Below are 25,083 nucleotides of genomic sequence, written 5' to 3' on the forward strand. Positions count from 1 at the left end.
ACAAAATTTTCCAAATGCGGCGCAGACTGTGCCAAAGGCGCAGGGATTCGCGCCATGGGGGCGGGCATGCAGATGACGATCGAAGACCAGATGCGCAGTGCATTGCCCGATCTGACGCGGGCGGAACGGCAGCTCGCGACGCATATCCTCAAGAATTATCCGGTGGCGGCGCTCGGCTCCATCACCGCGCTGGCCAAGGCATCCGAAGTGTCCACGCCGACGGTGGTGCGGCTGTGTCAGAAGCTGGGTTTCAAGGGCTATCCCGATTACCAGCACGCCCTGCGCGGCGAGGTGGAGGCGATGCTGGTCTCGCCGCTGGCCAAGCATGACCGCTGGGCGGGCGGGGCGCCGGATACGCATATCCTGAACCGTTTTGCCGATGCGGTGGTGGGCAATCTGCAAGCCACGCTGGGCCAGATCGACCATGCCGAATTCGATGCCGCCGCGGCGCTGCTGGCCGATCCCGGGCGGGCGGTCTTTGCCATTGGCGGGCGCATCACCCATGCGCAGGCCGATTACTTTGTCACCCTGATGAAGGTGGTGCGGCGCGAGGTCACGCTGCTGTCGGGCCTGTCGAACACCTGGCCGCCGGCGCTGCTGGACATGAAGCGCGGCGATGTGCTGGTGGTGTTCGACATCCGGCGCTACGAAAACTCGGTGCTGCAACTGGTGGAACTGGCGGTGGAGCAGGGCGCCGAGGTGGTGCTGATCACCGACCGCTGGGTCAGCCCCGCCGCCGCCCATGCCCGCCACACCCTTGCCGCCCATATCGAGGCCCCGAGCGCCTGGGACAGCATGGTGTCCATCACGGTGCTGGTCGAAACGCTGCTGGCTGCCGTCCAGACCCTGAGCTGGTCCGAGACCGAGGCCCGTCTGAAGCGGCTTGAGGCGCTTTACGACCGTTCGCGCTTTTTCCGCCGGGCCCGATGACAGGTGCGGTGTGACGGGTGCGCCGCGCCCCGGCCCGGCGGCCCCGCGACGGGCGCTTGGCTTTCGCGGTCGATGCGGCTATGGGGGCGCAGCGAACAAGGAGCCGGGTGCAAGCCCCGGCTGGCTCTTCCGGCCGCCGATCCGCCGGACAACCCTACCGGACGCCGCGCTGGCCACCCTTTCCGGGGGCCCGGCATTGATCCGGATGATGGTCCTGATCGTAATGCGGGGCCGTTCAGGAAATGACATGTTTTCGTTTGAAACCTACCGGGCCGAATGGTTCGGCAACATCCGGGCTGACCTGTTGTCGGGGCTGGTCGTCGCGCTGGCGCTGATCCCCGAGGCGATTGCCTTTTCGATCATCGCGGGAGTCGATCCCAAGGTCGGGCTTTATGCCAGTTTCTCGATCGCGGTGCTGACGGCGATCACCGGCGGGCGGCCGGGCATGATCTCGGCCGCGACCGCGGCGACGGCGGTGCTGATGGTGACGCTGGTGCGCGACCACGGGCTGCACTACCTGCTGGCCGCGACCGTGTTGACCGGGTTGATCCAGATCGCCATGGGGGTGCTGCGGCTGGGCTTTGTCATGCGCTTTGTGTCGAAATCGGTGATGACCGGCTTTGTCAATGCGCTGGCGATACTGATCTTTCTGGCGCAATTGCCAGAGCTGGATCCTGCGCGCGTCACCCCGCTGACCTATGTGCTGGTGGCGGCGGGGCTGGCCATCATCTATCTGTTCCCGCGCCTGTCGCGCGCCGTGCCGTCGCCGCTGGTGACCATCGTGGTGCTGACGGGGCTGTGCATGGTCTTTGGCTGGGATGTGCGCATGGTGGGCGACATGGGCGCCTTGCCCGATACGCTGCCGGTGTTTCTGATCCCGCAGGTTCCCCTGACGCTGGAGACGCTGTCGATCATCCTGCCCTATGCGCTGGCGATTGCCGTGGTCGGCCTGCTGGAAAGCCTGATGACGCAGAACCTGGTGGATGAGCTGACCGACACCCGTTCAAGCCGCAATCAGGAATGTATCGGCCAGGGCATCGCGAATGCCGCGACCGGCTTTATCGGGGGCATGGCGGGCTGTGCCATGATCGGGCAAAGCATGATCAACGTGAAATCCGGCGGGCGGGGCAGGCTGTCATCCTTTACCGCCGGGCTGGTGCTGCTGATTCTGGTGGTCTTTCTGGGGGAATGGGTGGCGCGGATCCCGATGCCCGCGTTGGTCTCGATCATGATCATGGTCAGTATCGGCACCTTCTCCTGGTCGTCGCTGGCGGCGCTCAGGACCAATCCGCGTTCGTCTTCGGTGGTGATGCTGGCGACGGTGGTGGCGGTGGTCTGGACCCATAACCTTGCCATCGGGGTGCTGGTCGGGGTGCTGTTGTCGGGCATCTTCTTTGCCGGCAAGATCGCGCGCCTGTTCCGCGTCACCTCGACCGCAAGCGCGGATGGGCGGGGGCGCATCTATGTCGTCTCGGGTCAGTTGTTCTTTGCCTCGGTCGAGGAATTCCTGCGCGCCTTCGATTTCCGCGAAAGCCTGGATCGGGTGACCATCGACGTGAGCGCGGCACATATCTGGGACATCTCGTCGGTGCAGGCGCTGGATTCGGCGGTGCTGAAATTCCGCCGTCTGGGCGTCAGCGTGGAGGTCGTCGGCCTGAATGCCGCGTCGGAGACCATCGTGGATCGGCTGGGCCTGCATGACAAGCCGGGCAAGCGGGGCGCGCTGACGGCGCATTGAGGCACGGGTCGCCTTGGTCGGATCTGCCGGCGGGGGCGACCTGTGCGCCTTTGCTGCGTGCAAGGATGGGTTGCGCTTGGTCGTGCAGAGTGGTGAACTAAGGCAGGTTCTGTTGTCTTGTCAGGAATTTGCATGTCGTTTCGGTCTCGCGCCCTGATTGCCGCCCTTTTTATGGGCCTTGTGGCCGCGCCTGCCCCGGCGCAGCCCGTGACCGACAGCGCCGCCGCGACGATCGAGGCTGATTTGCAACGCTATTTCGGCAAGACGCCGGGCGTCGTGCAGGTCAACCCAGAGGGCAAGGCCTATGCCGTCACCCTCGATCCGACGCCGCTTTTGCCGCCCGATCTGCGCGCAAAGGTGGAGCTGACACCGCTGCGCCTGTCTGTCACCGCAAAGGGCGAGGGGCTGTGGGCGGTCAAGCAGGACCAGCCGCTGAGCCTGCGCTATACCGACGCGCCGCGCCACAGCCTGACCCTGACGGTGGACCGGGTGCTGGCCAGCGGCATCTATGACGCAAAGCTGGGCCTGTTCCGCGAGGCGCAGGTCGCCATCCGCAAGGTCGCCAACGACGAGACGCGGAGCGATGCCGCCACGGGCGAGGTCATGCGGCACGTTTCGGCGATCCAGGACATTGCCTGGCGCGCCCAGGCGATTGCCGGCAGCACCGGCGCCGATGTCACCGACCGGACCGAGATGATCGGGGTCAGCAACTCGCTCAGCATTGCGCCGGTGGGGGCGCCCCCCTTCACACTCGATCTGCGTCTGGACCGGATCCAGACCGAACGCAGCCTGACCGGCCTGCGCACCGAGGCGCTGCATGATCTCGTGCGGTTCATGGTCGCCAATGTCACCCCCGCCACCCTGCCCGCCCAGCAGGAGGGGCTGCGCCAGCGTCTGCTCGCGCTGGTGCCCGGGGTGGAACGGATCAGCCACAAGGCGATCCACAGCAAGGTGTCGATCCAGAGCGGCGGTCTGACGCTGGCGCTGGATCGGGCGACCCTGACGATGGAGGCCGAGGGCCTGTCCGAAACGGCGAACGCGCGGCAATCCTGGCTGATCGAGGGGATCAAGCCCGAGGCGCCCTTGCTCATCCCCGCCTGGGCGGGGCCGCTGCTGCCGGATCGGCTGCGGCTCGACATTCAGCTGGGCGGCTTTCACCCGGCCGCGCCGTTGCGGCTGATCATCGGGGCCTTTGATGCCGGGGCGGTGCCGCGACTGCCGGCCGATCTGCGCCAGCGGCTCTGGCCGCTGCTGGCGCCCGAGGGGCTGGATCTGACGGTGCAGGCGCTGGAACTGCGCGCGCCGGCCTATCTGGCGCAGGGCAGCGGGGCGATGCATTTCACCGATGGCGCGACGCCGCCCACCGGGCGGGGCGCCATCACGGTCGAGGGCTGGGACCGTATCGCCAAGGCGCTGGAGGCCCTGCCCGAGGCCGATCGCCCGAAGGCCAACGCCGCGCTGGCCCTGATCGGTGGGCTGGGCCGCGCCGCGCCGGATGGGCGCGGGCTGGTCTGGGATATCGACGCCGAAACCCGCCCTGGGACCGTGCTGGTCAACGGGCTCGACCTCTCACGAAGGGCTCCGAAATGACGCTCGAAATTCGCCGCGATACCCCGCTTGCCCCCGATGTGCTGCCGCTGTTGCAGCGCCATCTGGAGATGATGTGGGCCGCCTCGCCGCCCGAAAGCGTGCATGCGCTTGACCCCGCTGAACTGGCCGCGCCCGGGGTCGCCTTCTTTACCCTGCGCGAAGGGGCGGCGGTGCTGGGCATGGGGGCGATCAAGCGCATCCGCGACGACCATGCCGAGATCAAGTCGATGCATGTCGTGGCCGAGGCCCGCGGCCGCGGCCTGGCGGTGCAGCTGCTCGACCGGCTGATGGAGGAGGCCCGCGCGCTCGGCTATCGGCGGCTCAGCCTGGAGACCGGCGTCGAGGAAGTCTTCGCCCCCGCCCGCGCGCTCTATACCCGCGCGGGCTTTGCGGTCTGCGGCCCGTTCGAAGGCTATTGGGAAGACCCCAACAGCTATTTCATGACCCGCAACTTGTGAGACTGGCGTTAAAGCGGATCTGCATCTGTTGGCCAGTCAGGCGCCGGCAAAAGCCTGGCACATCACAGGACGATGTCGAAAAACGCCGCGCGCCGTCGTGCGCCTTGCCCAAGCGCGACCGAGGGGTTAAACGTCGAATCCGTGGCCCCGTAGCTCAGCTGGATAGAGCAGCCGCCTTCTAAGCGGCTGGCCGGGGGTTCGAGTCCTCCCGGGGTCGCCATCCTCAATCTATCGAATTGATGGATAACGGAAAAATCAGAGTTTACAGTTTTGGTCCGGCTGGTTTGCAGGGGACGGGCCTGATCCCGGCATCGCGCGGGTTATTGTGGCGATCCACTTCGCTTGACGCATCCGCGTCGCTCAGCGTGGTGGCCGGACGGGATGCTGGCGTTTGGTGGGTTCGCACCTCTGGTCGTGCGGGCAAGCCGGCGACCGCATCTCTGGCACGGCCACTCAAATCGGAGCGCATTGATCGTGCGCGGCGAGTCGCGTGAGCCGCAGGGCGCTTGTGGGTGTTGATGCATTTCCGGCAGCGGCAGAGGGTGGTGACCCCGACAGGACTTGAACCTGTAACCTGCCCCTTAGGAGGGGGCTGCTCTATCCAGTTGAGCCACGGGGCCGTTACCGTCACGCGGAGGGCATGCGCCCTTCATGCGGGCAAATGGGGGAATGTGCAACCATTTCCGGTCGGATCGCGCGGGGGGTAGCAGGGGGGGTATCAGGTGCGGAGGGGCCGAAATTTGGCCCAACGTCCCCTCCGCGGATCCGTCGCGCCAGTTGAGAGCTTGCGGGCGCGCTGGACAATCCTGATAGCGCTAACATTAGCAGGGGATCATGCCTTGGACAAGGGGTTCTTTTGGCGCTAACAATGATTCTGTACTCGTCCAAGGACAGATCCCGTGACCAAGCCCACCCCCCCCGATCCGCGCCGCACCCTTACCCTTCGCGACGTCTCCGAAGCCTCGGGCGTCAGTGAGATGACGGTGAGCCGCGTGTTGCGCAACCGCGGCGACGTGTCGGAAACCACGCGCGAGCGGGTGCTTCAGGCAGCGCGGCGGCTGGGCTATGTGCCCAACAAGATCGCCGGGGCGCTGGCCTCGCAGCGGGTCAACCTGGTGGGCGTGATCATCCCCTCGATGTCGAACATGGTGTTCCCCGAGGTGATGATGGGCATTTCCGAAACGTTGGAGGATACCGGCCTGCAACCTGTGGTCGGCATCACCAATTACCTGCCCGAGCGTGAGGAATCTGTGCTGTATGAGATGCTCAGCTGGCGCCCCTCCGGCGTGATCATCGCGGGGCTCGAACATACCGAGGCCGCGCGGGCCATGCTGGAAACCGCCGGAATCCCGATCGTGGAGATCATGGATATCGACGGCGATCCGGTGGACAGCGCGGTCGGCATCTCGCATCGCCGCGCCGGGTTGCAGATGGCCGAGGCGATCATCGCGGCCGGATATCGCCGCATCGGGTTTCTGGGCACCAAGATGCCCGACGACCACCGCGCCCGCAAACGGCTGGAGGGATTCCGCGAGGGGCTGGGCCGCGCCGGCATCACCCTGGCGGATGAGGAATATTATGCCGGGGGGTCCGCGCTCCAGAAGGGGCGCGAGATGACAGAGGCGATCCTGACGCGAACGCCCGACCTCGATTTCCTGTATTATTCCAACGATATGATCGGGGCGGGCGGGCTTTTGTGGTGTCTGGCGCAGGGCATCGACGTGCCCGGGCGGCTGGGTCTTGCCGGCTTCAACGGGGTGGAGCTGCTGGATGGCCTGCCGCGCCGTCTGGCGACGATGGATGCCTGCCGGCGCGAGATCGGTATCCATGCGGCCGAGATCATCGCGGGCAAGCGTCCTTCCGGGGTGATCGGCGGGGAACGGATCGAGCTGTTCCCCACGCTGCAACCCGGCGACACGATCCGCAAAGCGTGACGCCGGGCCAGGGGGCGTGATGCCGGATCAGTAGATCAGGCCGTCAAAGATGCCATAGACCCCGGAGGTATTGCGCAGGCCGTTGCTCTGGCCGCGGTCATTGGCATAGCCGACGATCGCGTTATAGGTGCCCGGCCCGAACGAGCCGTCGATCCCGCTGCGGTAATAGCCCTGCGCCGCCAGCCGTTGCTGGATGCGCTTGCGGTCGGCCGAGGTGTAGGAGTTGAAGGCCTGCGCCACCGGCGTCGCATAGATGCTGCTGCGATAGGTGTGGGCCGGCTTGCGATGCGTCGGGCGCGGCTGAACGTAATATTGCTGCTGCGGCACATAGTATTGCGGCACAGGCTGCTGGCGCGGCTGGTTGCGGCGGCGGGCATCGTCAAGGATGCGGTCCACGATCATCGCGGCGGCGACGCCTTCCAGAAATTTGCGTTCGTTCTTGCCAAGCGCCTGGGCCGGCGCGGCGGCGGTCAGGCCGATGCTGAGCGCGAGGGCGCCCAGGATCGTGGTCTTGGCGGCGGAGGAGATGACAGGCAGCATGTCTTGTCCTTTCGGATGCGGTTTCATGGCGTCTGAGATGGGCCAAGGCCGGATGACAGGCAAAAACGGCGCCTTGATATCGGATAACATGCCCCTTTCGGTCTGGCGCGGTGCCGCCTTTGCCGTCCTGATGCGCGGTTTTTTGGTGGGAGTCGGCTGATGACGGTGCGCGAAAGGCGAATCCGGTCGTGGCGCCACCAATGGACAGGCGCCGCCCTCAACGGGGGCTGTTCGCCGGTCGCCGTGGCGGGCGGTGGCAAGGTTGCGGTCAATCGCAGGGGCGGCTTTCAACCGACCGCGAATCCCCGGGCAATGCATCCTTGCCGCCGCTGGCGGTCGGTGCGGCGCGCATGTTCTTCGACCCTCGCGACCATGGCCGACGCTTTCTGACTATACCTGAGGCCCGATTTCGGATAGGCGCAGCGCCGAGGCTCCGATGATTCCGGATGCGCCCAGGGCAGGGAGGCCCGGCGCCAAGGGGAAGGGTGGGCCGTCACGGGCGCCCACGCCCCTTCTTTGGAACAGACATGACCGACCTGAATATTGCGGCACCGCTGGCAGCGGCGCTTGCCGAAAAGGGCTATGAAAGCCTTACCCCCGTGCAACAGGCCGTGCTGGCCCCCGAACTGTCCGGTCGCGACGCGCTGGTTTCGGCGCAGACCGGCTCGGGCAAGACCGTGGCCTTTGGCCTGGCCATGGCGCCCGAGGTGCTGGGTGGCGATGACATCCTGAAACCCGCCGAGGCGCCGCTGGCGCTGATCATCGCGCCGACGCGCGAACTGGCGCAGCAGGTCGCGCGCGAGCTGGAATGGCTCTATGCCAAGGCCGGCGCGCAGATCGCCACCTGCGTTGGCGGCATGGACTATCGCACCGAGCGCCGCGCGCTGTCCTTCGGCGCCCATATCGTCGTCGGCACGCCCGGCCGTCTGCGCGACCATATCGAACGCGGCAGCCTCGACATGTCGCTTCTGCATGTCGCGGTGCTGGACGAGGCCGACGAGATGCTGGATCTGGGCTTTGCCGAGGATCTGGAATTCATTCTGGGTGCCGCGCCGGAAAACCGCCGCACGCTGATGTTCTCGGCCACCGTGCCGAAAGAGATCGAAAAGCTGGCCGGCACCTTCCAGCGCGATGCGGTGCGTCTGCAAACCGCCGGCGAGGCGCGCCAGCACGGCGATATCGACTATCGCGCCATCAACATCACGCCGCGTGACCGCGAACACGCGATCTTCAACGTGCTGCGCTTCTATGAGGCGAAGACGGCCATCGTGTTCTGCAAGACGCGGATGAACGTCAATCATCTGCTGGCGCGGATGGGCAATCGCGGCTTTCAGGTGGTCGCGCTGTCGGGCGAGCTGTCGCAATCGGAACGGATGCACGCGCTTCAGGCGCTGCGCGACGGCCGGGCGCGGGTCTGCATCGCGACCGATGTCGCGGCGCGCGGCATCGACCTGCCGGGGCTGGAACTGGTGATCCATGCCGATCTGCCGTCGAACAGCGAAACCCTGCTGCACCGCTCGGGGCGGACGGGGCGCGCGGGCAACAAGGGCACGTCGGTCCTGATCGTGCCGCCGTCGGAATTCCGCAAGGCGACCCGGCTGCTGCAAGGTGCCAAGGTGGTGGCGGAATGGGCCAAGGCCCCCTCGGCCGACGAGGTTCAGGCGCGGGACGATGCGCGGCTGCTGGAACTGCCCTTGCTGGCCGACCGCCCGGGCGATGAGGCCGCGCTGGCCCGCGACCTGATCGAGCGCTATGGCGCCGAACATATGGCGGCGGCCTTTGTGCGGCTGTGGCGCGAGGCGCGTTCCGCCCCCGAGGAGTTGCAGGATGCCACGCCGCCCTCGCAGGCCGCGCCTTCGGCACCGCGTGACCGCAACGCCTTTGGCGAGGCCGAATGGTTCTTGCTTTCGGTCGGGCATGAGGGCCGCGCCGAAGCGCGCTGGCTGCTGCCGAAGATCTGCGACGGTGTGGGCATCACCAAGAACGAGATCGGCGCCATCCGGGTGCAGCAGACCGTGACCTTCGTGCAGATCGCCAAGGCCTCGGCCGGGCGCATCACCGACGGTATGGAGCTGGAGCCGGGCCTGACCCTGCACCGCGTGGAGGGCGAGCCGCAATTCGGTCGCCCCGAACGCCCGGCCCGTGCCGATTTTTCGGCGAAAAATCGGGCGCCGCGCCCGGAGCGCAGCGAGGATCGTCCGCGTCGCGACAAGCCCGCCTATGCGCCCAAGCCCTCGCGCTTTGTCGAGGATGAGGGCGAGGCCGCGCCGCGCCCGCCCTATGCCAAGCGCGAGCGCGACTATCCGGCCCGTCCCGAGGCGGCGGAGACCGAAAAGCGGGTCTACAAGCCGCGCGAGTTCAATCCGGCCCGTGAGCGCGATGCCGATGCGCCGCGCAAGCCCTATGCCCCGCGCGAGGATGGCGAGCGCAAGCCCTATGCCCGCCGCGAGGATGGGGATCGCAAACCCTATGCCCCGCGCGACGGGGCCGAGCGCAAGCCCTATGCCAAGCGTGAGGATGGGGATCGCAAGCCTTATGCCCGGCGCGAGGAGGGGGATCGCAAACCCTACGCGCCGCGCGACGGGGCTGAGCGCAAGCCCTATGCCAAGCGTGAAGACGGGGATCGCAAACCCTATGCGCCGCGGGATGCTGCGGAGCGCAAGCCCTATGCCAAGCGCGAGGATGGCGACCGCAAGCCCTATGTGAAGCGCGAGGCTTATGGCAAGGATGATGCCGCCCCGCGCAAGCCCTATGCGGCACGCGGCGAAGGCCCGGAGGGTGGCGAGCGCAAGCCGCGCTGGTCGGCCAGTGACCGTTCCGGGGATCGCGCGGGCAAGACCGGCGATCGTCCGGCGTCGAAATCGGCGGGGTTCAAGTCGCATGGCGGCGGCAAGGACAAGCCCGCCCGCGCCGCCGGCACCAAGTCGCACAAGGCCGAGGGCAAGACCTTTGCGGCCCGCCCCGCCAAGGGCAAGCCGGCGCCCAAGCCCGCCGATGCGCGCGACACCTCCAAGCGTTTCGTGCCGCCGAAGAAGAAATGACCCCGGAAAGGCCCCGCCACCTGCGCGGGGCCTTTTTGCATCAGCGCGCGGGGATCAGCGCCTTGATGCCCGCGACATGGGCGGGGCTGGCCGCCAGCGCATCGGCTGCAAGGGCCGCCACCGCCGCCTCCAAGGCCTCGGGCGCGACGATGCGGTCGATCAGGCCCCAGTCACGCGCCTCCTCGGCCTCGATCCGGGCGCCGGCCATCAGGATCATCCGGGCCCGCGCCGGCCCGACCAGCGCCGCCAGGCGCGGCGGGTCCGAGGGTTGCGGCAGAAAGCCCAGCTTCATCACCGGGTAAAACACCTTGCTGCCCGGGACGGCCAGCCGCAGATCGCAGGCCAGCGCCATGCCCATGGCGCCACCGGCCAGCGTGCCGTTCAGGGCGGCGATGGTCAGGCAGGGCAGGGCGGCGATTGCGCCCGAAAGACGCTCCCAGACCGGATCGGTGGCCAGCCCCGCCCGCGCCTCGTCCAGATCGGCGCCGGCGGAAAAGACCTTGCCCCGCCCGGTCAGCACGAAGACGCGGCAATCGCTGTCGGCGGCCGCAGCCTCGGCGGTTTCGGCCAGCGTGGTCAGCATGGCGCGGGTCAGGGAATTGGCCTTGTCGGGGCGGTCGAGCGTGACAGTCCAGCGGCCGCCATCGCGGGTGATCTCGATCATGCCAGCCCCACCGCGCGGCGGATCGCCTCATCCCGGAGCGAGATTTCCTGACCGCGCCAGGCCTCGGCCGCGTCGCCGCACATCCATAGCAGCGTGCGCGCCGGCCATTCGGCGGGGATATGGTCGCTGAAGGACAGCTGGCTGACCGGATTGATGCCCGAGGCCTTGATCTGCACCTGCATTTCGGTTGCCACCGTGCCGGGCGACAGGCCCATGACGCGCAGCCACTGGCCTTCTTCCTCGTGCAGGGCGCGGGTCAGCATGGCCGCCCCGGCCTTGGAGGCGCAATAGGCGCTCCAGCCCTCCAGCGGGCGATGCGCGGCGCCCGAGGAAATGGTCAGGATGGTGCCCGATCCCTGGCGTTGCATCACCGGCAGCGCGGCGCGCATGCCGTGAAAGACCCCGGTCAGGTTGATGTCGATCAGATGCGCCCAAGCGGCGGGGCTGGCCTCTGACAGGCGGGCGATCGGCTCGATCACGCCGGCATTGTTGATCAGCACGTCAAGGCGGCCCCATTCCACCACCACCGCGCCGATGGCGGCCTGAACCGATTCCCAATCCGCCACGTCGCAGGGCACTGCCAGCGCCGCATCGCCGATTTCGGCAGCCAGCGCGGCGATGTCGGCCTTGCTGCGTGCGAGCAGCGCGACCCGCGCCCCTGCCTCGGCGAAAATCCGTGCGGCGGCGGCGCCGATGCCCCGGCTGGCCCCCGTGATGGCCACGACCTGATCACGCATCCGTTTCCCTCCTTCCATCGCTATCCAAAGCTTGTTACCTCATGCGGGAAGGTGCGGGAAACCCCTGACGTCCACTGTCGGATCGGGTTGAGCAGCGCACCGGGCATGGCAGATGCTCTGGCATCATTTGCAGCAGGGAAGGATTTATTATGACCAAGTGGAAATTCATGTGTTCGACCGCCTTTGTCGCCCTTGTCGCCGGCAATGCCGCCCTGGCCGATGTGACGCCTGAGCAGGTCTGGGAAAACTGGAAATCGCTGAGCGGTTCTTATGGCCAGACGCTGACCACCACCAGCGAGGCGCGCGAGGGCGATGCGCTGGTGGTCAAGGGCATCGCCGTCACCTCGGCGCAGGATGGGGCCGAGGCGGTCGTGTCGATGGATCAGCTGACGCTGACCGACAAGGGCGATGGCACCGTCGAAATGACCATGAGCGACGGGTCCAAGGTCACCATCAAGACCCCCGCCAGCGGCGAGATGGCAGAAACGACGACCCATGTCTCGGTGCTGAATCCGGGCATGAGCGTGCTGGTCTCGGGCAGCCCCGAGGAAATGCGCTATGATTTCACCGGCCCGTCCGTGACGATCAAGCTGGACGGGATCGAAGGCGGCAAGGACGTGCCGCCGGACATGAAGGCCGAGGCGGTCCTGACCGGGCTTAAAGGCAACTATCTGGTCGCGGGCGGGGACAGCAAGGCGTTGTCGAGCAATGCGACGCTGGATGGCGCGGCGATCACCATTGCCGGCTCCAACCCCGAGGATGGCAGCAAGATCAACGCGGTGGTCAATGTGGCGGGCATCACCGCCATGTCGAATTCCGCGATCCTGGGCGATATGGCGAATATCGCGGCGGCGCTGAAGGCCGGCGCGCGGATGGACGGTTCGGTCGCCTATCAAAGCGCCAGTTTTGACATGACGGTCACGGACCAGAGCGGCGAGACCAAGGCGCAGGGCACCAATGCCGGCGGCGATCTGACCTTTGCGCTGGATGCGGCCAAGCTGGCCTATGGTGGCACGGCGAAGGACGCGAACTTTACCATCTCGGGTGGGCAGATCCCGTTCCCGCAGGTCAATCTGGCCTATAAGGAGGGCGCGTTCAATCTGGTGGCCCCGGTGTCGAAAAGCGATACGCCCGCCGATTTCGCCTTCATGATGAAGCTGGCCGACCTGACCATTTCCGACGAGATCTGGGGCATGATCGACCCGACCGCGCAGTTGCCGCGTGATCCGATGACCGTGCATCTGGATACCAAGGGCACCGTCAAGCTGACGACCGATCTGATGGACGAGGCCGCGATGGCCGCGCTGCAAGGCGCACCGGGCGAATTGCAATCGCTGAACATCAACGCGCTTCAGGTCAAGCTGGCGGGTGCCGATGTCACCGGCGCCGGCGCGCTGACCTTTGACAATACCGACATGACCACCTTCGGCGGGGCCCCGGCACCGACCGGCACGGTGAACCTCAAGGCGGTCGGGCTGAACGGTCTGCTGGACAAGCTGATGGCGATGGGTCTCGTGCCCGAGGATCAGATGATGGGCGCGCGGATGATGCTGGGCATGTTCGCCAAGGTCGTCGAGGGCGAGCCTGACACCATGACCTCCAATATCGAGTTCAAGGACAAGCACTTCTTCGTCAACGGCATGCAGTTGCAATAAGGCATGTCGCGTTTCGACATGCGGGGCAGCGGCGCTTTGCTAGTCTGACCCCGGCAGCAGACGACAAGGGCCGCCCGCCGGGCGGCCCTTCCATTTCGGAGAGGGCGGATGACGGCAGAGATATTCGGGCGGCTTCACAGGGCGGTGCAGGCCGAGATCGGCGGGCGGCTGTTCACCGTGTCGGTGCAGGATCCCGCGGCGGGGCTGGCGCGGCGGGCCTATAGTTCCGACCCGGAAAACTATCCGACCTCGGTGCCCAAGCCGATCCAGCATGATGACTGGAGCCGCATGGTTCTGCTGCGGGGCGAGACCTTTGTCGCCAATACCACCGCCGAATTCGCCCCCTATTTCTTTGACCATGCGCTGATCAACCGGCTGGGCCTGCATGCGGCGGTGAATGCGCCTGTGATCGTCGCAGGCGAGGTGCTGGGCACCGTCAATGTGCTGGATGTGGAGGGATATTTCACACCTGACCGTGTGGCGACGCTGCACCGGGTGATCGCGGCGCATCTGGCCGAACTTGCGCCGGCGATGCGTGCGGCCGCGGGGGCGGGCGATGTGCATGAGGCACGGCTGGCCCGGCTGCGGGTGCGCATGGTCGAGGCCGGGGTCGATCTGGTCGCGCTGGCGCCGGGGGCGCATCTTGCCTGGCTGACCGGGGCGGCGCCCTTTGCCGATGAACGGCCCTGCCTTGCCCTGATCGGGCATCGCGGCGCGGGGTTCCTGATGCCCGCGCTGAATGCCGCCGACATGCGCCAGCACAGCGACTGGCCGTTCTGGGAATGGGGCGACGATCAGGGGCCGGGTGGCGCGCTGGCGGCTGCGCTGGCGGCGCTTGGCCCGGTGGGCGGGGTGTCGCTGGATGAGACCATGCGCGCCGATCATGCGATGCTGCTGCTTGATGCGCTGCCCGGCGCCCGGCGCGGCTTTGCGGCGGAAACCGTAGGCCATCTGCGGCTGCGCAAGGAACCCGCCGAAATCGCCGCGCTGCGCGAGAATGCCCGCATCGCCGATCTGGCACAGGCCGCGCTGCGCGCCGCGATCCGCCCCGGCGTGACCGAACGCGACCTGGCCGAGGCCGCAAAGGCCGCTTTCCGCGCCGAAGGGGCGGTGCCGGAGTTCACCATTGTCGGCGCGGGGGCCAACAGCGCCTTTCCGCATCACCATACCGGCGAAACCGTGATCCGCGCCGGCGATGCCATCGTCTGCGATATCGGCGGGCGCAAGGACGGCTATTATTCGGACATTACCCGCATGGCCTGCTGCGTCACCCCGCCCGAAAGCTATGCCGAGGTGCATGCCGTGGTCGAGGCCGCGGTTCAGGCCGCGCTGGCCGCCATCCGCCCCGGCATCCGCGCGCGCGACATCGACGCGGCGGCGCGGGGCGTCATCACGGCGGCGGGCTATGGTGCCTTTTTCACCCATCGCACCGGGCACGGGCTGGGGCAGGAGATTCACGAGCCGCCCTATCTGACCGGCGTGTCCGAGGTGGTGCTGGAACCCGGCATGGTCTTCACGATCGAACCCGGCATCTATCTGCCCGGCCGCTTTGGCATCCGGCTGGAGGAGGTGGCGGTGGTGACCGAAACCGGCTGCGAGATCCTTTCCACCCTGTCGCGCGCGGTGCATGTCGCATAAGGCTTGCCTAAAGCGGTCGGGCAACTTAGCTCCTTCATTCAAAGGAAGGATGTTCCATGACCGATCTTGCCCGCCTGACCGAAGCCCTGCTTGACGCTGCCCGCAAGGCGGGGGCGGAGTCTGCCGATGCGCTGGCGGTGCAGGGCAGTTCGGTGTCGATCGACATCCGGCAGGGCGCGCTGGAACAGGCTGAACGCGCCGAAGACATCGAACTGGGCCTGCGCGTGCTGATCGGCGGGCGGCAGGCCTGCGTTTCGGTCTCTGACACCTCGGCGCGGACGCTGGCCGATGTGGCGGAACGCGCCGTCGCGATGGCGCGCGAGGCGCCGGCGGATCCCTATGCCGGGCTGGCCGATCCGGGCCAGATCGCCCGCGACTGGGATCTGGCGGCCTTCGATCTGGTCGAGGAGGCGCCCGAACCCACGGCGCAGGCGCTGGAAGACGGCGCCCGCGCGGTCGAGGCCGCCGCCATGGCCGTGTCCGGCATTACCCAGGTGCAGGCCGCTGCCGGCTATGGCCGCCGCGAAATGGTGCTGAGCGCGACCAACGGCTTTCAGGGCGGCTATGCCCGCAGTTCGCTGTCGCTGTCGGCCGTGGCCTTTACCGGCGAAGGCACCGGGATGGAACGCGACTATGCCGGTGAATCCCGTGTCTATGCCGCCGACATGCCCACGCCCGAAAGCATCGGTGCGCTGGCGGCCGAACGCGCGCTGGCCCGGCTGGGCGCGCGCAAGCCGGCCACCGGCAACTTTCCGGTTCTGTTCGACGAACGCATCTCGCAAAGCCTGATCGGGCATCTGCTGGCGGCGGTGAACGGGGCCTCGGTCGCGCGCGGGTCAAGCTGGCTGCGCGACGCGCTTGGCGAACAGGTGCTGCCCAAGGGGTTTTCGGTGATCGAAGACCCGCATCGCCCGCGCATTTCGGGCTCGCGCCCCTTCGATGCCGAGGGGCTGGCCACGCGGCGGCGCCTGATCGTGGAGAATGGCGTGCTGACGGGCTGGACGCTCGATCTGGCGACGGCGCGCAAGCTGGGCATGGAAAGCACCGCCAATGCCGCGCGCGGCACCACCTCGCCGCCCTCGCCCGCCACGTCGAATATCGACCTGACGCCGGGCACCGCGACGCGGCGGCAGTTGATCGGGCAGATGGGCACCGGGCTTCTGGTCACCTCGATGATCGGATCGACGATCAACCCGACCACGGGCGATTATTCGCGCGGCGCCAGCGGGTTCTGGGTCGAGGATGGCGAAATCGCCTATCCGGTGAATGAATGCACCATCGCCGGCAACCTGCGCGAGATGCTGCGCGATTTCGTGGCGGCCAATGACGCGCGCCCGCATCTGGCGACCCGCGTGCCGTCGATCCTGATCGAGGGGATGACGCTTGCCGGAAAGTGACCACTCCCTGTTGATCGAGGCGGCGCGGCAGGGTGGGGCAATCGCGCTCGGCTTCTGGCGGCAATCGCCGCAGGTCTGGGAAAAGCCGGGTCTCGGCCCGGTGACAGAGGCCGATCTGGCGGTGAACGCCCATCTGCGCGCGGTCTTGCGCGGGGCGCGGCCCGATTACGGCTGGCTGTCGGAGGAAGACCCCGACGGGGCAGAGCGTCTGTCGGCGCGGCGGGTCTTTGTGCTGGATCCGATCGACGGCACCCGCGCCTTCATCGCGGGCGAGGAAAGTTTCGCGGTGTCGCTGGCGGTGGTGGAGGACGGGCGGCCCATTGCGGCGGTGGTCTATCTGCCGGCGCATGACCGGCTGTATTCCGCTGCGGCGCAGGGGCCGGCGCTGCGCGACGGCCAGCCGATCCGCGCCTCGGACCGGGTGGAGCTGACGGGGGCCTCGGTCCTGACCACGGGGCATATGATGGCGCCCGAGCATTGGCCGGGCGGTGTGCCGGACCTGAAGCGCAGCTTCCGCGCCTCGCTGGCCTGGCGGCTGTGTCTGGTGGCCGAGGGGCGGTTCGACGCCATGCTGACGCTGCGCCCGGCCTGGGAATGGGATATCGCGGCGGGCGCCCTGATCGCCGAACGCGCGGGCGTGCAGGTCAGTGACCGCCACGGGGCCTCGTTGGTGCTGAACCGGCCCGATCCGCAGGCCGAGGGCGTGATCGCCGCGCCCGCCTCGTTGCATGCCGCCCTGCGGGAGCGGCTGGGTGGATAGGCGGCTGACGCTCTATCTGCCCGATCATCTGCGGGCGGGGCATGAGGCCTGCCAGACCAATATCCTGTCGCGCGTGATCGAGGCCCTGCCGGGCTGGGAGATCTGCTACCGACCCGAGGCCGAGGGCGCCAACCCCGCGCGCGACGGCTTTGCCCTGACCCATATGCAAGAGCCGCGCCGCCCCGGCGTGCTGTGCCTGCGCCGCGCCTATTGGTATCCGTTCTGGCGCATCGAGCCGACGAATGAGCGGTGGAATTTCGCGGTGGCGGGCAAGCTGCCCGATGCGTCCCACGTGCCGCCCCGCGCCGCCGCCTTTCACGCCCGGCTGCGTGACCGTGTGCTGGCGGGGCGGGCGCTGACGCGCGAGGGGTTCGTCTTCGTGCCGCTGCAAGGTCGCCTGACCCGGCATCGCAGCTTTCAAAGCATGAGCCCGGTCGCGATGATCGAGACGTTGCTGGAGCGCCAGCCCCTGCCGCTGCGCGCGACGCTGCACCCGGCCGAGGATTATGCCCCCGAGGATCACGCCGCCCTGGCCCGTCTGGCGCGGCACCCGCGCTTTCAACTGGTGACGGCGCCGGCCGCCGACCTGATTGCCGGTTGCGATTTCGTGGCCTGCCAGAATTCGTCGGTGGCGCTGCATGCCATGGTCGCCGGCAAGGGGGCGGTGCTGTTCGCGGGGATCGACTTTCACCACCCTGCCGGATCGGTGCCGCGCGACGGTCTGACCCGCGCGCTCGAGATCGGCCAGGCGCCGCCGCAGCGGATGACGGAATACCTTTGGTGGTTCTTCAAGCAAGAGGCCATCGACGCCCAGGCCCCGGATGCCCCCGGTCACATTCGCGCGATCCTGACGGCGCAGGGCTGGCCGGAATGAAAAAGGCGGCCCGAAGGCCGCCTTTCGCATCGCAGACACCGCGATCAGATCGCCGAGGCGATCCAGTTGGCCAGCGCGGCCTTGGGCGCGGCGCCGACCTTGTTCGACACGACCTGGCCATCCTTGAACAGGAACAGGGCCGGAATGCCGCGCACGCCCAGAACGGCCGGGCTGTCGGGATTTTCGTCCACATTCACCTTCACGATCTTGACCTTGCCGGCATATTCGGTCGCGAGTTCTTCCAGCGCCGGGCCGATCTGGCGGCAGGGGCCGCACCATTCGGCCCAGAAATCCACGACGACCGGGATCGGCGACTGGCGCACTTCGGCGTCGAAGGTGGCATCGGTAACGGCAACGGTGGCGGCGCCCATGATCATTCTCCAAGGGAATCTGTCGGGCACAGAACGTAAGGATCGCACCGCCCGACGTCAAGAACTTGCGGCTGACGCAAGGCCGACCCCCAATTGTCGCATGGCAAAAGGCCCGGTGCGTGGGGACGCACCGGGCCTTTCCTGCCCGACACAGGGAGTTGACGGGCCGGGAGGCGGCCCGCCTGTCGGGAAGCCGGATCAGAAGAAGCCCAGCTTGTTGGGGTTGTAGCTGACCAGCAGGTTCTTGGTTTCCTGATAATGGTCGAGCATCATCTTGTGGGTCTCGCGCCCGATACCGGACTGCTTGTAGCCCCCGAAGGCCGCGCCGGCCGGGTAGGCGTGATAGCAGTTGGTCCAGACCCGACCCGCCTCGATGCCGCGACCGGCGCGATAGGCGGTGTTGGTGTCGCGGCTCCAGACGCCCGCGCCCAGACCGAACACGGTGTCATTGGAGATCTCCAGCGCTTCTTCCAGCGTCTTGAAGGTGGTCACCGACACGACCGGCCCGAAGATTTCCTCCTGGAAGACCCGCATCTTGTTGTGACCTTCAAAGACGGTCGGCTGGATGTAGAAGCCATTCGACAGATCGCCGTTGAACTTGTTCACCGACCCGCCGGTCAGCACCTTGGCGCCTTCCTTGCGGCCGATTTCCAGATAGGCGCTGATCTTGTCATATTGCTCCTGGCTGGCCTGCGCGCCGATCATGGTCGCGGTGGCACGCGGGTCGCCGGCGACGATCGCGTTCACTCGCGCCAGCGCCTTTTCCATGAAGCGGTCATAGATCGATTCATGCACCAGCGCGCGGCTGGGGCAGGTGCAGATCTCGCCCTGGTTCAGCGCGAACATCGCGAAGCCTTCCAGCGCCTTGTCGAGGAATTCGTCATCCTCGTTCATCACATCGGCAAAGAACACGTTGGGGGATTTGCCACCCAGTTCCAGCGTGATGTTGGTCAGGTTGTCGGCGGCCGCCTTCATGATCATCTTGCCGACCGGGGTGGAGCCGGTGAAGGCGATCTTGGCGATGCGCTTGGACGAGGACAGGGCGGCGCCCGCCTCTTCGCCGATGCCGTTCACGATGTTCAGAACGCCCGGCGGCAGCAGGTCTTCGATGAACTGCATGAGATAGAGGATCGAGGCCGGGGTCTGTTCGGCGGGCTTCAGCACCACGCAGTTGCCGGCGGCCAGCGCAGGTGCCAGTTTCCACGCCGCCATCAGGATGGGGAAGTTCCACGGGATGATCTGCCCGACAACGCCCAGCGGCTCGTGGAAGTGATAGGCCACGGTGTCATTGTCGATCTGCCCGATCGAGCCTTCCTGCGCGCGGATCGCGCCGGCGAAATAGCGGAAATGGTCGATGGTCAGCGGGATGTCGGCGGCCATCGTCTCGCGCAGCGGCTTGCCATTGTCCCAGGTCTCGGCGACGGCGATCGCCTCCAGGTTCTGCTCGATCCGGTCGGCGATCTTGAGCAGGATGTTCGACCGCTCGGTGACCGAGGTCTCGCCCCATTTCTTGCGGGCGGCATGGGCGGCATCCAGCGCGCGCTCGATATCGGCGGCGTCGGAGCGGGCCACCTGGCAGACCACCGCGCCGGTCACCGGCGAGATGTTGTCCATGTAGCGGCCGGATTTCGGGGCCACCCATTCGCCGCCGATGAAGTTGTCGTAGCGGGTCTTGAAGGGCGCTTTCGTCAGGTCGAAAGTTTCGAGTTTCGTCATGGTCTGTTCCTCCTCTGCGCCGCCTCCCTGCGGCGGTGTGGTTTCAGTCTGCGGGTGATTGCGATGCCGGTCACCCCGGTCCGGTCAGGTCGGGGGCGCGGGTTGTCTCAGTTCTGAGACAGGTTGCGCCCCCGGCGATGGCGTCAATGTCGCGTGGCGACCTTGCGGTGAAACGTGGCCCGGCTGATGCCCAGGCTGCGCGCCGCGGCCGAGGCATTGCCCTGGGCGCGCGCCAGTGCCCGGGCGATGACGGCGCGTTCGCCGCCCTCCAGCGTGCCATGCGATTCGAGACCCAGAAGATCGGCCGCCGGGCGCGGGGCGCGGCGCAGATCGCCGCTCAGCCCCAGATGCAGCCGCGCGGCGCGGGTGGCGCCGATCACCAGCTCGTCGGCGTCCACGGCCAGCAGCGCGCCGGCGCCGCGTTCGGTGCCGGGCACCACCAGCAGCCGCGCCTGCGGGAATGCGGTGCGGAACAGATCGCCCTCGATCCGCCGGGCCGCCTCGGTCACCGAATGGGCGACCAGCTGCATCACCGCCTCCGAACAGGCCGCACTGGCCGAAGACACATCCAGAACGGCGGTCAACTGGCCCTCCGCATCATGAATCGGCGCCGAGGAACAGCTCAGCCCGGTATGGGCGGCCATGAAATGCTGATCGCGCAGGATGGTCAGGGGCCGGCGCTCGACAATGCAGGTGCCGATGCCATTGGTCCCCGCCGCGCGCTCGGACCAGATCGTGCCGGTCCACAGCCCCGCCCGGGCAAAATCGTCGTCCTCGCCCGGATTGCCGCGCCGGTCCACCGGCACGCCGTCGCGATCGGTCAGCACGACACAGGTGCCCAGCCCGCCAACGGCACGGAACAGCCGGTCCATCGTGGGGGCGGCGGCGCGGATCGTGGGCTCCATCCCCGCGCGCAGCGCCGCCAGCTCGCCCTCGGTCAGGCGGGGCGTCTTGCGCCCGGCGCCGGGATCCAGCCCGTGCATCCGGGCCGAACGCGACCAGGATGCCGCGATGGGCGACCGCGCGGCCTCGCCGGTGGTCAGCGCGGCCTCGATCCGGGCGGCGTGATGATAAGTTTCGCTGCAAGGCATGCGTTCCTCCCCGAGCCGCATGGATGTGCCCATGCTAGAGAAACGCGCCGCGCTGTCTGTGCGACATTGGTCTAATCCGCCGCCGCGCCCGGGCAAGACCGGGCCTGAAAGGGCACCCTTCGGCGCCCTTTCATCTGTTCCAAAATATCCTCAGGGGGGAGTCTCCGCAGGAGACGGGGGGCGCGAGCGCCCCCCTGCCGCGCTCAGTCCTGCGCGCTGTCCCAACCGGAGATCGCCTTGACCTCCAGAAATTCCTCGATCCCCCAATGTCCGCCTTCGCGGGCGCGGCCCGAGGCCTTGATGCCGCCAAAGGGGCTGCCGGCGGCGCGGGATTTGCCGTTCATCTCCACCATGCCTGCGCGCAATTGCCGCGCCAGCCGATTGCGCCGCGCGCCGTCCTGGCTCTGCACATAATTGGTCAGGCCATAGGGCGTGTCATTGGCGATGCGCACCGCCTCTGCCTCGGTGTCGAAAGGGATGATCGACAGGACGGGGCCAAAGATTTCCTCGCGTTCGATGGTCATCCCGGGGGTGACATCGGCAAAGACCGTGGGCTTCACATAGAAGCCGCGATTGAGGTGTTCAGGCCGGCCAAGCCCGCCCGCCACCAGCCGCGCGCCTTCCTCGATCCCTTTCTGGATATAGGACTGGATCTGGTTCCATTGCCGCTCATTCACCACCGGGCCGATATGCGGCCCTTCGGCCGAGGCCGGGCCGACCTCGATGGAGGCAGCAATTTGTGCGGCCTTTTCAACGGTCTGGTCATAGATCGACCGTTCCACCAGCATGCGCGAGGGCGCGTTGCAGCTCTGGCCCGAATTGTTCATCATGTGGCGCACGCCGCGTTCCACCGCGCGCTCATCGGCATCGGCAAAGATCAGGTTGGCGCCCTTGCCCCCTAGTTCCAGCGTCACGCGCTTCAGCGTCTCGGCGGCGGCCTTGCTGATCGCGCGCCCGGCCCGGGTCGAGCCGGTGAACGAGATCATCTCCACATCCGGGTGTTCCGACAGGCGCGTGCCGACGCCGGCGCCATCGCCATTCACCAGATTGAACACGCCCGGCGGCAGCCCGGCATCGTGGCAGAATTCAGCGAACAGGATCGAGGACAGCGGCGCCTCCTCCGACGGTTTCAGCACGCAGGGGCATCCGGCCAGCAGCGCGGGAATCACCTTGAGCGTCACCTGGTTCATCGGCCAGTTCCAGGGCGTGATCAGTCCGACCACGCCGATGGGCTCCAGCGCGATGCGGTCATTGGGCGCATGGGGGCCCAGCGGGCGCACCCATTCGATCTGATCGAAAGCGGTCAGAAAATTCTTCAGATGCCAGGGCAGGCAAGGCGCCTGGCTTTCGCGCGCCAGTTTGATCGGGGCGCCCATTTCCAGGCTGATCGCCCGGGCCATTTCCTCGGCCCGCGCCTCATATTGTTCCAGGATTCTCACGACATGGGCGCGGCGGGTTTCCGGTGGGGTAGCGGCCCAGCCCGGGAAGGCGGCCTTGGCCGCGGCCACCGCGCGGTCGCAATCCGCCGCCGTGCCCAGCGAGATCACCGCGCAGGGCTCCTCGGTCGAGGGGTCGATCACCGCGCAATCGCGCGGCGCCAGCGGGGCGACCCAGGCGCCATTGATGTAAAAGTCGCGTTTCTCGATCATTCGGGCCTCCATGCGGTCGCGCGCAGTCTGGCAGGGGCGCAGACCGAGGGCAAGCAAAATTTGATCAAATTAATAGGCAGTCCAGCTTTCCGGGTCATAGCCGAAATCCGCCAGATCCTGCCCGCAAAGCGGGCGGGCCAGCGCGGCGGTTTCCGGCGTGTAGGCGCGGGCGCGGGTCTTGCTGGAATTGCGCGGCTGCGCCAGACGGTCGATCACCCAGTCCGGCGGAAAGCCCAGCGGCGCTGTGACCGCCAGAAAGCCGTCTTGCAACTGATCCTCGATCCGCCACAGCGCGGCATAGCGGATGCGGTCGGTCATCAGCACCCGCGATTGCGGTTCCCAATGGTGGTCGCGGCGACCCTCGGGCGTGGCGGCGACCCAATGCAGGAAGGTGTCAAAGGGCACCAGCGTATTGGGTGCCCCGCCTTCCAGCCCCCGCGACCGCGCAAAGGCGCGCAGCGGCGCCAGCCGGTATTTGCGGATCGACCGGGCATAGGCACTGTCGAGCCCCTGTGGCGAGCGATGATGCCCGTCAAAGAACTTGTTCTTCCAGGCCGAGGCCAGCCGCCCATAGGGGTTGCGGACAAAGGCATGGGTGGCCCAGGCATCGGGGCGGCGCAGGTAATCGAGGTAATCGCCGCTGCGCGCCAGTGGAAAGCGGCGCGCCACGTTCAGCATGGGCCAGCGTCCGCCCGAGGGGTCGTCCTGCCCCAGATGCAGGCGATAGCCCTCGGCCAGCAGGGCGCGGGTGAAGGTGGTCAGCACCTTGGGGTTCAGCATCAGCGCGGTATGGCTTTCGCGATGCAGGAACAGCTTGAACGGGCTGAAATGTCGATTGGGCCACAGCATGCGCCTAGCCCCTCCGCTTGGGCTGGGCTGGTGCCGGGCCATGGGGCCGGGCAAGCGCATCGGTGATATCGGTCTGCATCTGGCCCCCATTCGCGGACGATCGGACCCTATCCAGCGGCGGCGGGAAAGACAACGTCCCGCGCCCCGGCCGCTTTCGCCTGCCGGCGGTCTTCTTTGCCGCGCCGGGGCTTTCCGGGCTGGATTCCGCGGCGCGGGGGATTATGTTGCCTGCGAATTCCTTGCAGGAGCCAAGCAATGTCCGTTCGCATCAACGATATCGCCCCCGATTTCACCGCCGACTCGACCGCCGGCACCATCCGGTTCCACGAATGGCTGGGCGACAGCTACGGGATCGTGTTCTCGCATCCGCGCGATTTCACCCCGGTCTGCACCACCGAATTCGGCGCCGTGGCGCAACTGGCCGGCGAATTCGCCAAGCGCAATACCAAGGTGATCGGCGTTTCGGTGGATTCGGTCGAGGATCACGGCAAATGGAAGCGCGACATCGAGGCCTTTGCCGGCAGCCCGGCCGATTTCCCGATCATCGACGACACCTCGCTGACGGTGGCCAAGGCCTATGACATGCTGCCGGCCGAATATTACCTGCCCAGCGAAGGGCGCACCCCGGCGAATACTGCCACCGTGCGCACGGTCTATATCGTCGGCCCCGACAAGAAGGTGCGCCTGACCATGACCTATCCGATGTCGGTCGGCCGCAACTTCGCCGAGATCCTGCGCGCGCTGGACGCGGTGCAGGCCACTGATGGCGTGCCGCTGGCCACGCCGGCCAACTGGGTGCCGGGTCAGGATGTGATCGTCGCGCTGAGCCTGAACAACGATCAGGCGGCCGAGAAATACGGCCAGCTCGACATCAAGCTGCCCTATCTGCGCTTTGCCAAGGCCCCGACGAAGTAAGTCGTCGATTTTGCACTTGCAGAAATCCCGTGCGTCTCGCACGGGATTTTTTCATGTCGGATCGCGTATGAAACCGCTTTGAGTCCCCCGTTTTTGGCCGAAACCCGAGCCATGCAGGAAACGCATGGCGGCTTTGGGCAGAGGGCGGATTGTGCGGGTGCAGCATTTGCCCCATGTTAGCGTCAACGGCAAAGGGCAATCCGGCCCGCGCCGAACCGAAGAAGATGATGAGGTTCTGACATGGCTTATGTGGTTTCCAATCGCGTTTCCGGCTTCTCGCTGGTGGAGTTCGCGGCGAACACCGTCGCCAACGTCAAAGCGGCTCTGGCGCGTCGCGCCGTCTATACCCGCACCCTGGCCGAGCTGAACGCGCTGAGCGATCGTGATCTGGCCGATCTGGGCGTGGTCCGCGCGCAGGTGGCCGATCTGGCCCATGAAGCGGCCTACGGCAAGTAATTCGCGAAAGACCGGCATCCTCCTCCTCCCTGATGCCGGTTCTGGTGGGGCACTCCTCCTCCCTTGCTCCACCGCCTTTT

The 25,083-nt window shown here is 67.1% G+C and carries 21 protein-coding genes, 2 tRNA genes and 1 other annotated feature; of the genes, 14 read left to right on the top strand and 9 right to left on the bottom strand.

What is annotated here, in order from left to right; all coding sequences use genetic code 11:
* The first annotated feature begins 66 nt into the window (after positions 1 to 66).
* The 5 genes from FOA17_RS02630 to FOA17_RS02650 all read left to right on the top strand — a co-directional run bounded on the left by FOA17_RS02630 (position 67) and on the right by FOA17_RS02650 (position 4,936).
* Entirely contained in the window at positions 67 to 930 is an 864-nt protein-coding gene (locus tag FOA17_RS02630) for a MurR/RpiR family transcriptional regulator (RefSeq protein WP_149139933.1), read from the top strand.
* 96 nt (positions 931 to 1,026) lie between these two features.
* Positions 1,027 to 1,084 (top strand) — a sequence feature (sul1 is cis-regulatory element that is thought to sense ions involved in sulfur or methionine metabolism; They are found in Alphaproteobacteria).
* 93 nt (positions 1,085 to 1,177) lie between these two features.
* The gene (locus FOA17_RS02635; RefSeq protein ID WP_149139934.1) at positions 1,178 to 2,668 is read left to right on the top strand and encodes a SulP family inorganic anion transporter; all 1,491 of its coding nucleotides are present in this window, start codon (positions 1,178 to 1,180) and stop codon (positions 2,666 to 2,668) included.
* Positions 2,669 to 2,800: 132 nt separating this feature from the next.
* Positions 2,801 to 4,258: a DUF2125 domain-containing protein gene (locus FOA17_RS02640; RefSeq protein WP_162528150.1), complete on the top strand. Its 1,458-nt coding sequence runs from the start codon at positions 2,801 to 2,803 to the stop codon at positions 4,256 to 4,258.
* On the top strand, positions 4,255 to 4,716 hold the full coding sequence (locus FOA17_RS02645; RefSeq protein ID WP_149139936.1) for a GNAT family N-acetyltransferase: 462 nt from the start codon (positions 4,255 to 4,257) through the stop codon (positions 4,714 to 4,716). Before FOA17_RS02640 ends, FOA17_RS02645 begins: the two co-directional genes overlap by 4 nt.
* A gap of 143 nt (positions 4,717 to 4,859) precedes the next feature.
* Positions 4,860 to 4,936 (top strand) — tRNA-Arg (locus tag FOA17_RS02650).
* Positions 4,937 to 5,259: 323 nt separating this feature from the next.
* Here the strand turns inward: FOA17_RS02650 and FOA17_RS02655 are convergent.
* Positions 5,260 to 5,336 (bottom strand) — tRNA-Arg (locus FOA17_RS02655).
* A 279-nt stretch (positions 5,337 to 5,615) separates the two neighbouring features.
* Between FOA17_RS02655 and FOA17_RS02660 the strand changes: the two genes are divergently transcribed.
* Positions 5,616 to 6,650, top strand: a complete 1,035-nt coding sequence (locus FOA17_RS02660; RefSeq protein WP_149139937.1) for a LacI family DNA-binding transcriptional regulator — start codon at positions 5,616 to 5,618, stop codon at positions 6,648 to 6,650.
* A gap of 27 nt (positions 6,651 to 6,677) precedes the next feature.
* Here the strand turns inward: FOA17_RS02660 and FOA17_RS19685 are convergent, their stop codons facing one another.
* Entirely contained in the window at positions 6,678 to 7,190 is a 513-nt protein-coding gene (locus FOA17_RS19685) for a peptidoglycan-binding domain-containing protein (RefSeq protein WP_162528151.1), read from the bottom strand.
* A 527-nt stretch (positions 7,191 to 7,717) separates the two neighbouring features.
* Here FOA17_RS19685 and FOA17_RS02670 point away from each other — a divergent pair.
* The gene (locus tag FOA17_RS02670) at positions 7,718 to 10,231 is read left to right on the top strand and encodes a DEAD/DEAH box helicase (RefSeq protein ID WP_149139940.1); all 2,514 of its coding nucleotides are present in this window, start codon (positions 7,718 to 7,720) and stop codon (positions 10,229 to 10,231) included.
* A 40-nt stretch (positions 10,232 to 10,271) separates the two neighbouring features.
* Here the strand turns inward: FOA17_RS02670 and FOA17_RS02675 are convergent, their stop codons facing one another.
* Together FOA17_RS02675 and FOA17_RS02680 are read right to left on the bottom strand one after the other, a co-directional pair.
* The gene (locus tag FOA17_RS02675) at positions 10,272 to 10,895 is read right to left on the bottom strand and encodes an enoyl-CoA hydratase/isomerase family protein (RefSeq protein ID WP_149139941.1); all 624 of its coding nucleotides are present in this window, start codon (positions 10,893 to 10,895) and stop codon (positions 10,272 to 10,274) included.
* Entirely contained in the window at positions 10,892 to 11,632 is a 741-nt protein-coding gene (locus FOA17_RS02680; RefSeq protein WP_149139942.1) for an SDR family oxidoreductase, read from the bottom strand. The genes FOA17_RS02675 and FOA17_RS02680 overlap by 4 nt, the downstream gene beginning before the upstream one ends.
* A 149-nt stretch (positions 11,633 to 11,781) precedes the next feature.
* On the opposite strand from FOA17_RS02680, the gene FOA17_RS02685 reads away from it, so the two are divergent.
* The 5 genes from FOA17_RS02685 to FOA17_RS02705 all read left to right on the top strand — a co-directional run bounded on the left by FOA17_RS02685 (position 11,782) and on the right by FOA17_RS02705 (position 17,956).
* Positions 11,782 to 13,287, top strand: coding sequence for a DUF2125 domain-containing protein (locus FOA17_RS02685; protein ID WP_149139943.1), 1,506 nt, complete (start codon positions 11,782 to 11,784; stop codon positions 13,285 to 13,287).
* 108 nt (positions 13,288 to 13,395) lie between these two features.
* On the top strand, positions 13,396 to 14,925 hold the full coding sequence (locus FOA17_RS02690; RefSeq protein ID WP_149139944.1) for a M24 family metallopeptidase: 1,530 nt from the start codon (positions 13,396 to 13,398) through the stop codon (positions 14,923 to 14,925).
* A 56-nt stretch (positions 14,926 to 14,981) separates the two neighbouring features.
* Positions 14,982 to 16,322, top strand: coding sequence for a TldD/PmbA family protein (locus FOA17_RS02695; protein WP_149139945.1), 1,341 nt, complete (start codon positions 14,982 to 14,984; stop codon positions 16,320 to 16,322).
* The gene (locus FOA17_RS02700; protein WP_149139946.1) at positions 16,309 to 17,082 is read left to right on the top strand and encodes a 3'(2'),5'-bisphosphate nucleotidase CysQ; all 774 of its coding nucleotides are present in this window, start codon (positions 16,309 to 16,311) and stop codon (positions 17,080 to 17,082) included. The genes FOA17_RS02695 and FOA17_RS02700 overlap by 14 nt, the downstream gene beginning before the upstream one ends.
* Positions 17,075 to 17,956, top strand: a complete 882-nt coding sequence (locus FOA17_RS02705) for a hypothetical protein (protein WP_149139948.1) — start codon at positions 17,075 to 17,077, stop codon at positions 17,954 to 17,956. The genes FOA17_RS02700 and FOA17_RS02705 overlap by 8 nt, the downstream gene beginning before the upstream one ends.
* Before the next feature lie 44 nt (positions 17,957 to 18,000).
* On the opposite strand, the gene trxA is transcribed toward FOA17_RS02705, so the two are convergent.
* The 5 genes from trxA to FOA17_RS02730 all read right to left on the bottom strand — a co-directional run bounded on the left by trxA (position 18,001) and on the right by FOA17_RS02730 (position 23,632).
* The gene (gene trxA / locus FOA17_RS02710; protein WP_149139949.1) at positions 18,001 to 18,327 is read right to left on the bottom strand and encodes a thioredoxin; all 327 of its coding nucleotides are present in this window, start codon (positions 18,325 to 18,327) and stop codon (positions 18,001 to 18,003) included.
* A gap of 198 nt (positions 18,328 to 18,525) precedes the next feature.
* A complete protein-coding gene (gene adh / locus FOA17_RS02715; RefSeq protein ID WP_149139950.1) occupies positions 18,526 to 20,043 on the bottom strand; it encodes an aldehyde dehydrogenase in 1,518 nt (505 codons plus the stop codon).
* 143 nt (positions 20,044 to 20,186) lie between these two features.
* The gene (locus FOA17_RS02720; protein WP_149139951.1) at positions 20,187 to 21,134 is read right to left on the bottom strand and encodes a GAF domain-containing protein; all 948 of its coding nucleotides are present in this window, start codon (positions 21,132 to 21,134) and stop codon (positions 20,187 to 20,189) included.
* Positions 21,135 to 21,337: 203 nt separating this feature from the next.
* Positions 21,338 to 22,783, bottom strand: coding sequence for an aldehyde dehydrogenase family protein (locus FOA17_RS02725; protein WP_149139952.1), 1,446 nt, complete (start codon positions 22,781 to 22,783; stop codon positions 21,338 to 21,340).
* Between the two features lie 69 nt (positions 22,784 to 22,852).
* Positions 22,853 to 23,632: a sulfotransferase family 2 domain-containing protein gene (locus FOA17_RS02730; RefSeq protein WP_162528152.1), complete on the bottom strand. Its 780-nt coding sequence runs from the start codon at positions 23,630 to 23,632 to the stop codon at positions 22,853 to 22,855.
* Between the two features lie 255 nt (positions 23,633 to 23,887).
* Here FOA17_RS02730 and FOA17_RS02735 point away from each other — a divergent pair, with 255 nt between their 5' ends.
* Positions 23,888 to 24,547: a peroxiredoxin gene (locus tag FOA17_RS02735; RefSeq protein WP_149139954.1), complete on the top strand. Its 660-nt coding sequence runs from the start codon at positions 23,888 to 23,890 to the stop codon at positions 24,545 to 24,547.
* Positions 24,548 to 24,787: 240 nt separating this feature from the next.
* The gene (locus tag FOA17_RS02740; RefSeq protein WP_149139955.1) at positions 24,788 to 25,003 is read left to right on the top strand and encodes a DUF1127 domain-containing protein; all 216 of its coding nucleotides are present in this window, start codon (positions 24,788 to 24,790) and stop codon (positions 25,001 to 25,003) included.
* Positions 25,004 to 25,083 lie beyond the last annotated feature (80 nt).

The organism is Gemmobacter caeruleus, from assembly GCF_008271655.1.
Classification (GTDB): Bacteria; Pseudomonadota; Alphaproteobacteria; order Rhodobacterales; family Rhodobacteraceae; genus Gemmobacter; species Gemmobacter caeruleus.

What these genes read in the sequence shown, in the direction of transcription:
- FOA17_RS02630 (WP_149139933.1), top strand. Translation starts at nt 67, where the DNA reads ATGCAGATGACGATCGAAGACCAGATGCGCAGTGCATTGCCCGATCTG.
- FOA17_RS02635 (WP_149139934.1), top strand. Translation starts at nt 1,178, where the DNA reads ATGTTTTCGTTTGAAACCTACCGGGCCGAATGGTTCGGCAACATCCGG.
- FOA17_RS02640 (WP_162528150.1), top strand. Translation starts at nt 2,801, where the DNA reads ATGTCGTTTCGGTCTCGCGCCCTGATTGCCGCCCTTTTTATGGGCCTT.
- FOA17_RS02645 (WP_149139936.1), top strand. Translation starts at nt 4,255, where the DNA reads ATGACGCTCGAAATTCGCCGCGATACCCCGCTTGCCCCCGATGTGCTG.
- FOA17_RS19685 (WP_162528151.1), bottom strand. Translation starts at nt 7,190, where the DNA reads ATGCTGCCTGTCATCTCCTCCGCCGCCAAGACCACGATCCTGGGCGCC.
- FOA17_RS02670 (WP_149139940.1), top strand. Translation starts at nt 7,718, where the DNA reads ATGACCGACCTGAATATTGCGGCACCGCTGGCAGCGGCGCTTGCCGAA.
- FOA17_RS02675 (WP_149139941.1), bottom strand. Translation starts at nt 10,895, where the DNA reads ATGATCGAGATCACCCGCGATGGCGGCCGCTGGACTGTCACGCTCGAC.
- FOA17_RS02680 (WP_149139942.1), bottom strand. Translation starts at nt 11,632, where the DNA reads ATGCGTGATCAGGTCGTGGCCATCACGGGGGCCAGCCGGGGCATCGGC.
- FOA17_RS02685 (WP_149139943.1), top strand. Translation starts at nt 11,782, where the DNA reads ATGACCAAGTGGAAATTCATGTGTTCGACCGCCTTTGTCGCCCTTGTC.
- FOA17_RS02690 (WP_149139944.1), top strand. Translation starts at nt 13,396, where the DNA reads ATGACGGCAGAGATATTCGGGCGGCTTCACAGGGCGGTGCAGGCCGAG.
- FOA17_RS02695 (WP_149139945.1), top strand. Translation starts at nt 14,982, where the DNA reads ATGACCGATCTTGCCCGCCTGACCGAAGCCCTGCTTGACGCTGCCCGC.
- trxA (WP_149139949.1), bottom strand. Translation starts at nt 18,327, where the DNA reads ATGGGCGCCGCCACCGTTGCCGTTACCGATGCCACCTTCGACGCCGAA.
- adh (WP_149139950.1), bottom strand. Translation starts at nt 20,043, where the DNA reads ATGACGAAACTCGAAACTTTCGACCTGACGAAAGCGCCCTTCAAGACC.
- FOA17_RS02720 (WP_149139951.1), bottom strand. Translation starts at nt 21,134, where the DNA reads ATGCCTTGCAGCGAAACTTATCATCACGCCGCCCGGATCGAGGCCGCG.
- FOA17_RS02725 (WP_149139952.1), bottom strand. Translation starts at nt 22,783, where the DNA reads ATGATCGAGAAACGCGACTTTTACATCAATGGCGCCTGGGTCGCCCCG.
- FOA17_RS02730 (WP_162528152.1), bottom strand. Translation starts at nt 23,632, where the DNA reads ATGCTGTGGCCCAATCGACATTTCAGCCCGTTCAAGCTGTTCCTGCAT.
- FOA17_RS02735 (WP_149139954.1), top strand. Translation starts at nt 23,888, where the DNA reads ATGTCCGTTCGCATCAACGATATCGCCCCCGATTTCACCGCCGACTCG.
- FOA17_RS02740 (WP_149139955.1), top strand. Translation starts at nt 24,788, where the DNA reads ATGGCTTATGTGGTTTCCAATCGCGTTTCCGGCTTCTCGCTGGTGGAG.